This is a genomic window from Actinoplanes utahensis (assembly GCF_016862455.1).
GTDB classification, from domain to species: domain Bacteria; phylum Actinomycetota; class Actinomycetes; order Mycobacteriales; family Micromonosporaceae; genus Actinoplanes; species Actinoplanes utahensis.
Genome location: NZ_BOMZ01000088.1, coordinates 56,721 through 69,345, shown reverse-complemented (window position 1 = coordinate 69,345; position 12,625 = coordinate 56,721). Strand labels below are relative to the sequence as shown.

Annotated in this window: 14 protein-coding genes and 1 pseudogene; 9 read left to right on the top strand and 6 right to left on the bottom strand. The window is 71.8% G+C overall.

Translation table 11 applies throughout. The annotated features are described in order from the left end of the window. Positions 1-23 precede the first annotated feature (23 nt). From Aut01nite_RS30880 to Aut01nite_RS30870, 3 genes are all read right to left on the bottom strand, one after another. Positions 24-293, bottom strand: coding sequence for a hypothetical protein (locus tag Aut01nite_RS30880; protein ID WP_043525264.1), 270 nt, complete (start codon positions 291-293; stop codon positions 24-26). Between the two features lie 34 nt (positions 294-327). Continuing rightward, on the bottom strand, positions 328-1,683 hold the full coding sequence (locus Aut01nite_RS30875) for an alpha/beta hydrolase family protein (RefSeq protein ID WP_052163749.1): 1,356 nt from the start codon (positions 1,681-1,683) through the stop codon (positions 328-330). A gap of 93 nt (positions 1,684-1,776) precedes the next feature. Then, positions 1,777-2,175 (bottom strand): DUF4406 domain-containing protein, encoded by a 399-nt coding sequence (locus Aut01nite_RS30870; protein ID WP_173476679.1) that lies wholly within the window; start codon positions 2,173-2,175, stop codon positions 1,777-1,779. 59 nt (positions 2,176-2,234) lie between these two features. Between Aut01nite_RS30870 and Aut01nite_RS30865 the strand changes: the two genes are divergently transcribed. Beyond that, positions 2,235-2,975 carry a DeoR/GlpR family DNA-binding transcription regulator gene (locus Aut01nite_RS30865; protein ID WP_043525267.1) on the top strand — a complete coding sequence of 247 codons (741 nt, stop codon included), beginning with the start codon at positions 2,235-2,237 and terminating at the stop codon, positions 2,973-2,975. 15 nt (positions 2,976-2,990) lie between these two features. Here the strand turns inward: Aut01nite_RS30865 and Aut01nite_RS30860 are convergent, their stop codons facing one another. Both Aut01nite_RS30860 and Aut01nite_RS30855 read right to left on the bottom strand, forming a co-directional pair. Then, positions 2,991-4,361 carry a pyridoxal phosphate-dependent decarboxylase family protein gene (locus Aut01nite_RS30860; RefSeq protein WP_043525269.1) on the bottom strand — a complete coding sequence of 457 codons (1,371 nt, stop codon included), beginning with the start codon at positions 4,359-4,361 and terminating at the stop codon, positions 2,991-2,993. A gap of 156 nt (positions 4,362-4,517) precedes the next feature. Beyond that, complete coding sequence (locus Aut01nite_RS30855; protein ID WP_043525271.1) at positions 4,518-5,807, bottom strand: jacalin-like lectin; 1,290 nt, start codon at positions 5,805-5,807, stop codon at positions 4,518-4,520. A gap of 143 nt (positions 5,808-5,950) precedes the next feature. On the opposite strand from Aut01nite_RS30855, the gene Aut01nite_RS30850 reads away from it, so the two are divergent. From Aut01nite_RS30850 to Aut01nite_RS30840, 3 genes and pseudogenes are all read left to right on the top strand, one after another. Continuing rightward, on the top strand, positions 5,951-7,807 hold the full coding sequence (locus Aut01nite_RS30850; RefSeq protein WP_043525272.1) for a phosphatase PAP2 family protein: 1,857 nt from the start codon (positions 5,951-5,953) through the stop codon (positions 7,805-7,807). A gap of 374 nt (positions 7,808-8,181) precedes the next feature. Continuing rightward, positions 8,182-8,523, top strand: coding sequence for an STAS domain-containing protein (locus Aut01nite_RS30845; RefSeq protein WP_043525273.1), 342 nt, complete (start codon positions 8,182-8,184; stop codon positions 8,521-8,523). Positions 8,524-8,539: 16 nt separating this feature from the next. Further along, positions 8,540-8,713, top strand: a pseudogene (locus Aut01nite_RS30840) (ANTAR domain-containing protein); the annotation flags it as partial. Here Aut01nite_RS30840 and Aut01nite_RS30835 read toward each other — a convergent pair. Continuing rightward, the gene (locus Aut01nite_RS30835; RefSeq protein ID WP_043525274.1) at positions 8,638-9,036 is read right to left on the bottom strand and encodes a hypothetical protein; all 399 of its coding nucleotides are present in this window, start codon (positions 9,034-9,036) and stop codon (positions 8,638-8,640) included. The pseudogene Aut01nite_RS30840 and the gene Aut01nite_RS30835 overlap by 76 nt on opposite strands. 178 nt (positions 9,037-9,214) lie before the next feature. On the opposite strand from Aut01nite_RS30835, the gene Aut01nite_RS30830 reads away from it, so the two are divergent. From Aut01nite_RS30830 to Aut01nite_RS30810, 5 genes are all read left to right on the top strand, one after another. Continuing rightward, entirely contained in the window at positions 9,215-9,928 is a 714-nt protein-coding gene (locus Aut01nite_RS30830) for an ABC transporter ATP-binding protein (protein WP_043525275.1), read from the top strand. Positions 9,929-10,101: 173 nt separating this feature from the next. Further along, positions 10,102-10,830 carry an ABC transporter permease gene (locus tag Aut01nite_RS30825; RefSeq protein WP_043525277.1) on the top strand — a complete coding sequence of 243 codons (729 nt, stop codon included), beginning with the start codon at positions 10,102-10,104 and terminating at the stop codon, positions 10,828-10,830. Between the two features lie 26 nt (positions 10,831-10,856). Continuing rightward, positions 10,857-11,465: a TetR/AcrR family transcriptional regulator gene (locus Aut01nite_RS30820; RefSeq protein ID WP_043525278.1), complete on the top strand. Its 609-nt coding sequence runs from the start codon at positions 10,857-10,859 to the stop codon at positions 11,463-11,465. A gap of 74 nt (positions 11,466-11,539) precedes the next feature. Beyond that, positions 11,540-11,866, top strand: coding sequence for a hypothetical protein (locus Aut01nite_RS30815; RefSeq protein WP_043525280.1), 327 nt, complete (start codon positions 11,540-11,542; stop codon positions 11,864-11,866). Between the two features lie 86 nt (positions 11,867-11,952). Next, positions 11,953-12,624 carry a DUF6766 family protein gene (locus Aut01nite_RS30810; protein ID WP_043525282.1) on the top strand — a complete coding sequence of 224 codons (672 nt, stop codon included), beginning with the start codon at positions 11,953-11,955 and terminating at the stop codon, positions 12,622-12,624. The last annotated feature ends 1 nt before the right edge of the window (position 12,625 follow it).

The following is a 12,625-nucleotide window of genomic DNA, read 5'->3' as shown; positions in this document are numbered from 1 at the left end:
CGCGTGCGCGCCGGGGGTGAACCTCAGGCGCGCACGCGGCGCATGCAGCAGACGTGGCCGCTGATGTCGACGGTCACCATCTCCCAGCCGCGGGTCTCCAGGAACTCCACCGCGGACAGCATCTCGTCGGGCGGGCCGTTGTTGCCGGTCTTGAACCGGTACCGGCCGCCACCGGCGAACAGCGACCCCGCGGACGGAACGATGTAGATGTAGCGGAACGGGTAGCCGTCGAGTTGCACGCGGCCGGTGAGGATCTCGTCGGCGGCGAAGATGCGGGGCGGGCGGGGCAGCACGGGTCCACTATGCCGCAGCGGTGAAACCGGTCGATCATGCGGGACAGGGCGCCCACTGCGGCCGGGTCTGCGAGGTGAAGCGACAGCCGAAGCCCGGAGCGGCGACCGTGCGACGGTCCAGGATCGCGTCGCCCGCCGGGCGGCGGCCGGTGCGGGTCCAGGTGATCAGGTCGTCGAAGCCGCGCTTCAGTTCGTCGGAGGTGAAGCCGCAGTGCGTGACGTCCCGGACCGCCCGGGAGACGAACAGGCCGGCGCGGCCGTTGGCGGCGGCGCGGCGGGCGTACTCCTGCTCCATCGAGAACGGGACGAACAGATCACCGATCCCGTGCAGGGACAGCACCGGAACCGGCGGGCGGCCGTCGACGCGCGGGACACCGGCGAGACCCGGATCGGGGTACGCCGTCCGCCGCACCCGCAGCACCTCGGCGTTCAGCCGCCACTCCGCGGCGGTGAGCCGTCGGCCGTCGGTGGCCCGGTACAGCGTGCGCCGGTTGTCGGTGAGGTTGCCCGGCGCGATGCCCGCGGTGCCGCCGGTCAGGCCGGGGTAGACGCTGAACAGGAACGGCAGGCCGCCCTGCGAGGCCGCGTTCCAGTAGGCGAACGCCGCCGGGAAACCGGGCCGCTCCCCACCCGAGCGCCGCTCCAGCACATCGGACCAGGTGCGCCCGGCGTCCGTACCGGTCAAGGCGGTCCTGATCTGTCCCACCTGCTGCGCCCAGCGGACCGGGAAGCCGGCGTCCGGCTGCGCCGGGAACTCGATGTCGACGTCGGCCAGGGCGGCCGCGGTGACGTTGGCGTCGAGGAAGTAGTCGAACAGCTCGGTGTCGCCGAGGACCCCGCAGTACGGCATCGCGCCGGTGAAGGACCGCGGGTACTCCTCGACGGCGACCGCGGTGACGTGGCCGCCCATCGACGCGCCGGAGATGTAGACGTTCCGCGCCCGCTTACCGGTGACCTGCTGGAAGATCCCGATCAGCGCATGCGTGTCGCGGACGCCCTGGCCGACGTCGTACCCGTTGGTGGCGTAGCTGGACGCCGCCCACGCGTACCCCTTCGCGATGTAGTGCGCCCGCAGGTCGGGGTCGCTCACGTAGACGGTCGTGCCGGTCCCGCGGTATCCGTGGGCGTAGACGACCAGCTGCCCGTTCCAGCGGTCCGGGACCTCGATGCGGTACGCCGCGCCGTCCCGGATCCCGGTGTGGGCCCGGGCGCCGGGCAGCGCGGTGAACGGGGTGCCGTCCAGCGCGCAGTCCGGATCGGCGACGAGATAGCCGGGTCTCGTGGTGCTCGGCGTCGGAGGCGAGCACCCAGGATCGGCCGCCGCGGCCGGTGACCCGGTCAGGATCCCGGCGATCAGTGCGGCGACGAGTACGGCCCGGCGAATGATCATCGCGTTACCTCCCGGTAACATCCAATGGCCACCGGCGATCCCTGTCAAGCACTCTCGTCGATGTCGCCCACGGCGACAGCCGAGCCTTCGCGATCAGCTCGACGTCGCGGACGACCACGTTCGGGTTGCCGGTCCTCCCTCGCAGCCCGGGATCTCGGTGAGGCTGCGGAAGACGGGAATTCCGCGTTTCTGCGCGATTGCCACGTCCTGGTCGGCGCCCTTCGATTCGCCGGGCAGGCGCAGCACGGCGTCGCAGACGGCCAGCAGACGTTCCGCGGCCGGATACATGATCTGCTCCGCGATTCCGTCGGCCACGCTCGTGCCGCCCGCGCCGCGCAGGACCGGAAGCGCCACCCACTCGCCGATCATCGGCAGGTGGCCGGCCTGGAAGATCGGCCAGGCGGCCTCCTCGAGACGACGGAGGTTCGCGTCCAGCAGGGCGGGGTCGTCACCGGTGCCGGAGCGGTAGGGTCCGGCGATCAGGATCATCATGGCCGGTAACCTACACTGACAAACGCGCAATAGTCGACAAGAGTAAGGGAGAACACGGAATGTTGGCGGCGGAGCGTCGGGACTTCCTCATGGAGCGGCTGCGCGCCGACGGCAAACTGGTGGCCAAGGAGATCGCCGCCGAACTCGGAGTGGCCGAGGACAGCATCCGCCGCGACCTGCGGGAGATGGCCGCCGCCGGGCTCTGCCAGCGGGTCTACGGGGGCGCGCTGCCGGTCTCCCCCGCGCTGGCCGACTACGCGACCCGGGCCACGGTCGCCACCTCCAGCAAGGAGCGGGTCGCCGCGGCGGCCGCCGGGCTGATCCGGCCGGGCACGACGGTGCTGCTCGACGGGGGCACGACGGCGCTCGCGGTCACCGCCGCCCTGCCACCCGATCTGACGGCCACCGTCGTCACGCACAGCCCGACCGTCGCGGCGGCCCTGGTCAGCCATCCGGCGGTCGACGTCTACGTGCTCGGCGGCCGCCTCTTCAAGCATTCGGCCGTCACCTGCGGCGCCGCGGCGGCCGAGGCGGCCCGCGGCGTCACCGCCGACCTGTTCCTGCTGGGCGTCACCGGCGTCCACCACGAGGCCGGCCTCACCACCGGCGACCCCGACGAGGCCGCGATGAAACGCACCCTGGCCGGCCGGGCCGCCGAGACGTACGTGCTGGCCAGCAGCGAGAAGATCGGCGCCGCCTCACCGTTCCTGGTCCTGCCCCCCGACCAGGTCACCGGCATCGTCACCGACGCGCCACCCACCCACCCGGCCCTCACCGGCCTGACCGTCGTCCCCGCGTGACCCCGTGGCGCCCGGTCAGGTGAGGAGTCTCTCGAGGAGGGCGGCGACGCGGTCGGCGTCGGCGGGGGTGGTCCGCCAGTTGGAGAAGGCGGCGCGCAGGGCCGGCTCGCCCCGGTAGACGGTCGGGGTCAGGAACGCCTCGCCGGAATCGGCGATCGCCTGGACCAGGGCGGGGACGTCGGTGGGGACGCTGAAGCAGACGACGTTCAGGCGTACCGGGGAGAGCAACCGCACGCCCGGGATGGCCGTGAGGCGCGCGCCGAGCCGATGTGCCGCGGCGATCGCGCCGGTGACGATCGTGCGGTGGCCGTCGGCGCCGTAGGCGGCAAGCGTGAACCAGGCGGCCAGGGCCCGCAGCCGGCGTGAGTTCTCCGGGGTGAGGTGGAAGAAGTCGGGGTCGCCGGAGACGGCGGGCAGGTAGGCGGCGGAGTTCTGGAAGACCGCCACCTGCAGGTCGCGGTGGCGGGTGAACTGGACGGCCGCGTCGTACGGGACGTTGAGCCACTTGTGCAGGTCGACGCAGACCGAGTCGGCCTCGGTGAGGCCGTCGACCAGGTGGGCGTGGTCGGGGGAGAGGGCGGCGAAACCACCGAACGCGGCGTCCACGTGCAGCCAGAACGGGTAACGGTCGCGCAGCGCGAGGATGGCGCGCAGGTCGTCGAAGTCGACGGTGTTCACCGTTCCGGCGTTGGCGACGACGATCGCCGGCCGGCCGTCGAGGGACTCCAGGGCCGCGGCGAGCGCGGACACGTCGACGGCCTCGCGGTCCGGCAGGGTGGCGACCGGGCGCAGGGCGTCCCGGCCGGCGCCGAGGATCGACAGGGCCTTGTAGACGCTGCTGTGGGCGGTTCCGGACAGGACGGTGATCTCGCCGAGCGCGGCCAGGCCCTGCCGGGCGACGTCGACGCCGAGGCGCCTGCCGATCCACTCCCGGCCGACGGCCAGGCCGACCAGGTTCGACATGGTCGCGCCGCTGACGAAGGCGCCGCTGTGCTCGGGGCCGAGGCCGAACATCTCGCGCAGCCAGGCGACCGTCTCGTCCTCCAGACCGGCGGCGGAGGAACCGGAACGGTTCGAGCCGTTCTGGTCGAACGCGCCGGTCAGCCAGTCGCCGGCGAGCGCTGCCGGGGTCGCGCCGCCGGTGACGAAGCCCAGGTAGCGGGGGCCGGCGCTGCCGGAGAAACCGGGCGCCCAGCGGCGCTGGAACTCGGCGAGCGCGCCCGCCGTGCCGGCGCCCACGAGCGGGAGCGGGGCGGCGGGGACGGGGACCGGCGGCGGGGCGACCGGGCGCTCGCCGAGGCCGGCCAGCACGGAGACGGCGTAGTCGCGGGTGGTCTGCAGCAGGTCGGGCAGGGCGGCCAGGTCGCCGGTGAGATGCTTGTGCACGCCTCACGGTAGGAACCGGCCGCCCGGCCCGTCGCGGGCCACTTCCGGGACGGCGGCCTCAGATCCGGTGGGTGATCGGGTGTGCAGGCCCTGCCGAATGATGCGGCGCCGGATACCCGTCGCGGCGCCGCATCACGCGGGATCGAGACGTACGGATCAGCGGCGGGTGTAGATGAACCCCAGTTTGTCGACGGCGCTCCCGGACCGGCCATGGAAGCCGGCGATCTGGAACCCGCTCGGGGCGGTCCTGGTCACGCAGTCCGGCGTAGTGGTCCCGCCGGCGATGCTGTTGCCCAGCGACGTGACAAATTTAACATAAAAGATGCGTGTATGACCGTTATGACTGCCACGGCAGAGTTGAGCGCTCGTCACGTACTCCGATGAGCCGAGCGTCAGCGACTTCGCGGTCCCACCGGTTCCGCCGTGCGCCAGCTCACCGAGGCTCACCTGATCGACCCGTGAGCCTGCGCGCAAGCCGACGCTCGCCGGCCTGGATGAAATGTCGGAGATATCGTTGTAATGGCTGCCGTGCGGCCCGCCGAACTGCTCGCTGAACGTGATGTCCGGGGTGGCCGTCCACGTGAACGACGCGCTGATCGGGTAGTGGTCGGAGAGCTTCGTGAAGCTCGCCTCCTCATTGGCGTACCCGGTGGCGTTCAGCGTGACCGCCCGGCTCGACCGGTACAGGATCTTGTCGACGACCTCGCAGGCGTCGGTCAGCGCGGCCGGGTCGCAGAGCAGCGCGTCCGCGCCGGCGGCCGGTGGGGTGCCACCGCGCTCCAGCTTCACCCACGCGTCGGTGAGCCCGTTGTCCGCGACGAACTGCCGGATCGTGTCGGCGGCCCGGGTGTAGCGGGTGTTGGTGTCGCCCATGACGATCACCGCGTTGCCCGCCGAGTGGGTGGCGATGAACTCGGAGAGCTGGCTCAGGTTGTCGGCGCGGGACTCCTGATCGCCCGTACTGGTGCCGGCGTTGGTGTGCAGGTTGTAGAAGTCGACGTAGACGCCGTCGGCGACGCGGTGCCGGGCGAAGGTGAAGCCTTTCGGGGTCAGGCAGTCGCCGGAGTCGAACTGGCAGGAGTCCCAGTCGCCGCGCTCGAAGTCGTCGGTGTCGTAGGGCAGCCGCGACACGGTGTTGAGCCCGGAGCCGATGCCCGCGCCGCCGCTGGTGGGCGTGCGGTGGGCGTGGGTGGTGTCGGCCGCGTAAAGGTAGGCGTGGTAGTTGAAGTCCTCCTGGACGTGCACCACGTCGAAGGGGCCGAGGCGCTGCCCGATCGCGGTGTGGGCGGTCTTCCGGTCGGTCTCCGCGCTGGAGATGATCTCGGGGAGCCCGGCGACGTTGTAGGTGAGGACGGAGAAGGAGCCGCCGGCCGCGTGTGCCGGGGCGGCGGGCGCGACGACAAGCGTGCCGGCGAGGGCGGCGAACGCCACGAGAGCGCGTTTCATGGGCGGCAGCCTTCCATCGACCCTCGCCGAAACGGAAGGCCATTCGAGATATGTTCACGTTAACAACAGCGTCGGTTGGGAAATCGGTCGTCTGATCCACCAAGGCTGAACGCGATCCCGCCCCCGCATGTTGTGGAGTTCCCGTGAACGTCAGCCGCCGTACTCTCCTGATCGCAGGCGCCGCCGGAACGGCGAGCCTGGTCGCGGGCCCTGGCACCGTCGCCCGGGCGGCCGGGAGCACGGCCTCTTCGTTCATCGACGCCTACAAGACCAATACCACGGCGAACCTGACCGCCGAGACGAACGCCGCCGTCCGGATCCTCTCCGGCTTCCACCGGGTGTGGAGCACCGGCGCCGCCTGGAACACCGGCACCGTCCTGGACGCCGCCTTCCTGCGCGCCAACGTCCGCTACGTCGTGCGGACCACCCGGAACCGGACCGCCGCCGAGGCCGCCCGCTCGTTCGTCGTCGACCGCCAGCACCAGTCGTACTCGGTGATCGCCGGCCTCGGCCCGCTCGCCGATGTCTACAAAGCCGGCGCCCTCGCCGTCACCGGCATCACCGAGGCCCCGGCGACGACCCCGGCGACCACGGTCAGCGACGCCGTCCCGGCCGGCGCCCCCGCCGGCTCGGCGCTCGGCGCCGGCAACCCCGCGTCGGCCCTCGGCAAGGTCGTCACCCTGGTCAACACGGTCCGCGGCAACTGGTCGTCCGGCAACCCGGCCAAGTTCTCCTTCCAGTACCCGCGCCCGTGGCGGATGACCGACGACAGCGAGGTCGTCCCGACCGGCGCGGTCGACGAGTTCGGCTACCCGGTCTACGACTCGGACGTCGTGGTGACCCCGCAGCTCCTGCGCCAGCGGAGCACCAGCCCGGCCGACGACGGCGGCTACGTCAGCGGCCACACCAACGCGCTGTACATGGCGGCGCTGGCGTTCGCCTACGCGGTGCCGGAGCGGTTCCAGGAGCTGGTGACGGCCGCGTACGACCTGGCGCACACCCGGATCGTCGCCGGCATGCACTCCCCGGTCGACGTGATCGGCGGCCGGATCCTCGGCACCGCGCTGGCCGCCGCGATCCTCGGCGACCCGGCGAACGCGACGCTGAAGGCCGAGGCCCGCGCGCAGGCTCTGGCGTACTTCCAGGCCCACGCCGGCCCGGACGTCTTCGCCGCGGCGCACCGGGCGGACGCCGCCGACGCGTACGCCGACCGGGACGTCAACGCCGCCGTCGTGGCGCCGAAGGTCACCTACGGCCTGCCCGGCCGCCGGTCCGGCGCGAGGTTCGCCGTCCCGGCCGGCGCCGAGGTGCTGCTGGAGACCCGGCTGCCCTACCTGGACGCCGCGCAGCGCCGCGAGGTGCTGCGGACCACCGGTCTCGCCGCAGGCAACCCGATCCTGGACGGCCCGGAGCAGTGGGGCCGGATCGACCTGTTCACCGCCGCCGACGGTTACGGCGCGTTCGATGCGACGGTCGCCGTCACGCTCGACGCGGCAGCCGGTGGCTTCTCCGCCGCCGACACCTGGCGTAACGACATCGACGGCCGGGGCGGTCTGATCAAGCTCGGCACCGGCTCGCTGACGCTGGCCGGCGACAACGCCTACCAGGGCGGAACCACTGTCGCGCAGGGCACGCTGGTCGCCGCGTCGAAGTCGGCCCTGGGCGACGGCGACGTCACGGTCAGCGGCGGCACGCTGCGCCTGGCGACGGCGAAGACCCACGTCCGTGGCGCGGCCCGGATCAGCTCGGGCACCCTCGCGGTCACGGTCCGCCCGCACGGCGCCGCCCCGCTGACCGTCGGTGACGACGTGACCATCGGCGCCGGCGCGGTGCTGGAGATCGAGGTCGCCAAGGACGACCGGTACGACTCCCCGGTCCCGGTGATCAAGGCCCGCAAGGTCCGCGGCCGGTTCGCCGAGGTGGTCGTGAAGACCCCGGGCTACCAGGGCGCCCTGGTCCACCAGGGGGACGGTGTCGCGGTGCGCCTGCGCAGGATCTGACCGGCGGATGCGCGCCGGCGCCCCACCGAGGGTTCAGGACTCGGTGAGGCGCCGGGCGGTCTCGGGGATCAGGCCGTGATGGTCCACTGCCGGCAGGCGCCGCCCGGGGATGCACCATGGTCGTCGCGAGTATGTTAACGATCACAAATATGCTGTCAAGAGGCGGTGGATCGCCTGATCGCGGGTGCCGGGTCCGTTCCATCAGGCCGGCCGCCACCTCACGCGGTTCTGATGCGCCCCGGATCCCGGAAAGCGCCGGGACCTCCGCGTTGTCACCCGTTGCGGGCAGTGGCCTTGCGGCACGCCCGTTCGGGTCTACGCTGATGGGGGGTCAAGACGGTGCCCGGCCAGAGCCGTGCCGCGGGAGGGCGCCCATGACCGTGGACGATTCGCTCCGGGTGCTGACCGTGCGCTCCCGGGTGGCCCGCAACAGTCCCGTGGCCATCGCCCAGGTGTGTGTCGAGGGCGAGATCGACGCCGACAACATCGCGGTCCTGCGCGCCGTCCTGCTCCACTCGATCGCCACGTGCCCGTTGGTCCACTGTGATCTCAGCGGCGTCACCTTCCTCGCCGCCGCCGGAGTGAACATGCTGGCCGCGGTCGCCCGCCGGGCCGCCGTGCGGGGCGTCCGCGTCGAGTTGCACGGCGTCCGCGGCCTGACCCGCCGGGTGCTGGAGATCGCCGGACTGGAGAGGGTCCTGCTCATCTCCGGGTGATCCGCGCCGGTGCTCCGCCGACGAGGCGTTCGCAATCCTCACCCGGATCTCCCAGGACACCCACCGCAAGCCGCGCGACGTGGCCGCCGCGCTGGTCGAGCGTACCCAGCGCGGTCAGGCGCTGACGTCCAAGCGGCCGATGGTCCGCGGGCCGTGCTGGTCGAGGTGCCGCAGCGCCGCGTCCAGGTAGCCGGCGATCGGGTTGCGGCCGGTGGGGTTCTGGTCGTACCGGCGGGCCAGATCCCGCAGGTAGACCTCGTTGATCTCCTGGCCGGGCGCGAGCCGTCCCGCGGTCCGGTCGGCGGCGATCGCGGCGGCGAGCGAGTTGATCCAGCCCTGGTTCGGTTCGCCGGGCGCGATCCGCTGACCGGTGGCCTGGAAGATGAGCTCGCGGTCCCGTTCGGTGAGGGCGGCGGCGTCCTCGCGGGCGGAGTGCCGGTCCCGGTTCGGCCGGGCGACGACGCCGGGTGGGGTGATCGTGGAGCGGTACGGGTTCAACCGGGGAATGGACATGTGCGGGCACTACCTCCGGCGATGGAGCTCTCGACGTTCTCACCATCGGTGCGGTGCGGGTGCTGCTGAGGGGTTTTCCGGGTCGCGGCCGGAAAGCCGCCGAGCAGCGTCGCTTCCCGTGCGCCGGAAACTCATCTAGCGTTGAGTTCAACAGTTGATGAGTTTCCGGGGAGGAATCATGTCCATCGAGGTCCGCGACCTCGTCGTGCGGCGTGGCCGGAGAACCGTCCTCGACGGCTTCTCCTGCGTCATCCCGCAGGGCGGCGTCACCGGTCTGCTCGGCCCGAGCGGCAGCGGCAAGACCACGTTGATGCGAGCGATCGTCGGCGTGCAGGTCGTCGCGTCCGGCACGGTGACCGTGCTCGGCCATCCGGCCGGCTCGTCGCCGCTGCGCAGCAGGATCGGCTATCTCACCCAGGCGCCGAGCGTCTACGCCGACCTCACCGTCGCCGAGAACGCCCGCTATTTCGCCTCCCTCCACCGCCTCGGCGGCCGGGCGGCGGACGAGGCGATCGAGGCGGTCGGCCTCGGCGCGGCACGGCGCCAGTTGGTGTCGCAGCTGTCCGGCGGCCAGCGGAGCCGGGCCTCCCTGGCGTGCGCGCTCGTCAGCTGTCCCGAGGTGCTGGTGCTCGACGAGCCCACGGTCGGGCAGGACCCGGTCCTGCGGGACGAGTTGTGGGACCACTTCCGGCGCCTGGCCGCCGACGGCGCGACAGTGCTCGTCTCCAGCCACGTGATGGACGAGGCGAACCGCTGCGACCGGCTCCTGCTGATCCGCGAGGGCGCCGTGATCGCCGACGGCGCCCCGGCAGCGGTCAAGCGGAGCGCCGGGACCGAGGACCTGGACCAGGCCTTCCTCACCCTCATCCGGCGGCGGGAGGTCGCGGCATGACCGAGCGGAGCGAGTGTCGTGATCGCGCTTTTTCGCGGGAGTTCGGAGGCACGGCATGACCGAGCGGAGCGAGTGTCATGGTCGCGCTTTTTCGCGGGAGTTCGGAGGCACGGCATGACCGAGCGGAGCGAGTGTCATGATCGCGCTCTTTCACGGGAGTTCGGAGGCACGGCATGATCCTCGCGAGCACGATCTGCCGGATCCTGACCCAGCTGCGGCACGACCCGCGGACCATTGCGATGATCATCGTGGTGCCGACGGTGCTGATCACGCTGATCTACTTCATGTACGAGGGGCAGCCGCACGTCTTCGACCGGGTCGCCCTGACCATGCTGGGCGTCTTCCCGTTCATCGTGATGTTCCTGATCACCAGCATCGCCATGCTGCGGGAACGCACCACCGGCACCCTGGAACGGCTCTTCACCACCCCGGTCGGCCGACTCGACCTGCTGTTCGGGTACGGCATCGCGTTCGGGCTCGCGGCCGCGGCGCAGGCGGCGGTGGCGGCCGGGTTCTCCTACGGGGTGCTCGGCATGCGGACCGCCGGCAGCATCGGCCTGGTCATCCTGATCGCCGTCGCCAACGCGGTCCTCGGGGTCGCGCTCGGACTGCTGTGCAGCGCGTTCGCCCGCACCGAGTTCCAGGCGGTGCAGTTCATGCCGCTCGTGGTGGCGCCGCAGCTGCTGCTCTGTGGGCTGTTCGTGCCGCGCGTGGACATGGCCGGCTGGTTGCGGGCGATCAGTGACGTGCTGCCGATGTCCTACTCCGTGGAGGCGCTGACCGAGGTGGGTGTGCACCCCGAGCCGACGGGCATCATGTGGCGGGACCTGGCCGTCGTGGTCGGCGCGATCGTGGTGGCGCTCATCCTGGGGGCGGCGACGCTCCGGCGCAGGACCGCTTAGGACGTACGACCGAAGGGGTTTGATCGATGGTGCGACGGACCGGACGCCGGCCCGGCAACCCGGACACGCGGGAGGCGATCCTCTCGGCCGCGCGCGGCGCGTTCGCGGAGAAGGGGTTCGACGGCGCCTCGATCCGTGCCATCGCGGCCGGCGCCGGGGTCGACCCGGCCCTGGTCCACCACTATTTCGGCACCAAGGACAAGCTGTTCCTGGCCACCATGAACGCGCCGGTCGACCCGACCGATGTGATCGCCGAGGCGGGCGCGGGGGAGCGGCACGAGATCGGCGAACGGTTCGTGCGCGCCTTCCTGGGCATGTGGGACGGCCCGCGGGGGTCGGCGGCGGTGGCGCTGATGCGATCGGTGGTCGGCACCGAGTGGACCGCGAAGATGTTCCGCGAGTTCATCATCACCCAGATCCTGCGCCGGGCCGTGGCCGGTCTGGACCTCGATCCGGCGGAGGCCGATCTGCGGGTCACCCTGGCCGCCAGCCACCTGGCCGGGCTGGCCCTGGCCCGCTACGTGGTCAAGGTGGAGCCGCTGGCGTCGGTGCCGTCCGAGACGCTCGTCGCCGCCATCGGCCCGGCGGTGCAGCGGTATCTCACGGAGGAGTTGCCGGGCGTCTTCGCCGCATGAAACGTGGCCCCGCGGGGCATGCGGCAGTTCGTGCGTTACTCGTTGATCATCGCGCTGCTGTCGCTGGCGGCCGGATGCGCCGGGCGGACGGCGCCGCGGAGGACACCGCGCGCCGGTTCCTGCAGGCGGTCGCGGACGGGGACGGGCAGGCCGCCTGCCGCGCCCTCGCTCCGCGGACCGCCGAGGAGATCGACGCGCCGTGTGCGGAGAGCATTCTGGGCGAGTCGCTCGCGGCTCCCTCACCCCGGGCCACCACCGAGGTGTACGGGCAACGCGCGCTCGTGACGTTCGACGGTGACGCGGTGTTCCTCGCCGTCTTCCCGGACGGCTGGCGGGTCGTCGCCGCCGGGTGCACGCCTCGCGGTGAGCAGCCCTACGACTGCGCCGTCCAGGGCGGGTGATCGGCGGTGCGTGCCCAGTATCTGCTGCTCCTGCTCGTGGTGACCGCCGGGCTGCTGTACTTCGCCGCGCTCGGGGTGATGCACCGGTGAAACGGATCCGCGACAACTCCCTCGGCCTGTTCTTCGGGCTGCTGTTCCTGATCGTGCTGGTCGGCCAGGCGTTCGCCGGGCACGCCGACTTCAACCAGCAGCAGATGGCCGCCGGCATGGAACCGGTCACCCTCGGCCGCTATCTCACGTCCGCCTCGTTCGCCGCCGACGTGTCGGAGAACTGGCAGTCCGAGTACCTGCAGTTCTTCCTCTACATCCTCCTCACCGTCTGGCTGGTCCAGCGCGGCTCGCCGGAGTCGAAGAAGCCGGGTGAGCAGGGGCGCGATTCCGACGAGAAACAGAAGGTCGGCGCGTACGCCACCGCGGAGTCGCCGAGCTGGGCGCACCGGCGCGGGTTCCGGCCGGCCCTGCTGTCCAACTCCCTGGGCCTGGTGATGGGCCTGATCTTCGTGGCCTCGTGGCTGACCCAGTCGGTCGCCGGGGCCGCCGCCTTCAACGAGGAGCAGTTGCGTGGCCTGCAGGCGCCGGTGACCTGGGCGGAATACCTCACCGAGCCGGACTTCTGGAACCGCACCCTGCAGAACTGGCAGTCCGAGCTGCTGGCCGTCGCGTCGATGGTGATCCTCTCGATCTACCTGCGGCAGCGTGGCTCCCCGGAGTCCAAACCGGTCGGCAGCCCGCACGACGCCACCGGCGTCGAGGGTTAGG

What these genes read in the sequence shown, in the direction of transcription:
- Aut01nite_RS30875 (WP_052163749.1), bottom strand. Translation starts at nt 1,683, where the DNA reads ATGATCATTCGCCGGGCCGTACTCGTCGCCGCACTGATCGCCGGGATC.
- Aut01nite_RS30870 (WP_173476679.1), bottom strand. Translation starts at nt 2,175, where the DNA reads ATGATGATCCTGATCGCCGGACCCTACCGCTCCGGCACCGGTGACGAC.
- Aut01nite_RS30865 (WP_043525267.1), top strand. Translation starts at nt 2,235, where the DNA reads ATGTTGGCGGCGGAGCGTCGGGACTTCCTCATGGAGCGGCTGCGCGCC.
- Aut01nite_RS30855 (WP_043525271.1), bottom strand. Translation starts at nt 5,807, where the DNA reads ATGAAACGCGCTCTCGTGGCGTTCGCCGCCCTCGCCGGCACGCTTGTC.
- Aut01nite_RS30845 (WP_043525273.1), top strand. Translation starts at nt 8,182, where the DNA reads ATGACCGTGGACGATTCGCTCCGGGTGCTGACCGTGCGCTCCCGGGTG.
- Aut01nite_RS30835 (WP_043525274.1), bottom strand. Translation starts at nt 9,036, where the DNA reads ATGTCCATTCCCCGGTTGAACCCGTACCGCTCCACGATCACCCCACCC.
- Aut01nite_RS30830 (WP_043525275.1), top strand. Translation starts at nt 9,215, where the DNA reads ATGTCCATCGAGGTCCGCGACCTCGTCGTGCGGCGTGGCCGGAGAACC.
- Aut01nite_RS30825 (WP_043525277.1), top strand. Translation starts at nt 10,102, where the DNA reads ATGATCCTCGCGAGCACGATCTGCCGGATCCTGACCCAGCTGCGGCAC.
- Aut01nite_RS30820 (WP_043525278.1), top strand. Translation starts at nt 10,857, where the DNA reads ATGGTGCGACGGACCGGACGCCGGCCCGGCAACCCGGACACGCGGGAG.
- Aut01nite_RS30815 (WP_043525280.1), top strand. Translation starts at nt 11,540, where the DNA reads ATGCGCCGGGCGGACGGCGCCGCGGAGGACACCGCGCGCCGGTTCCTG.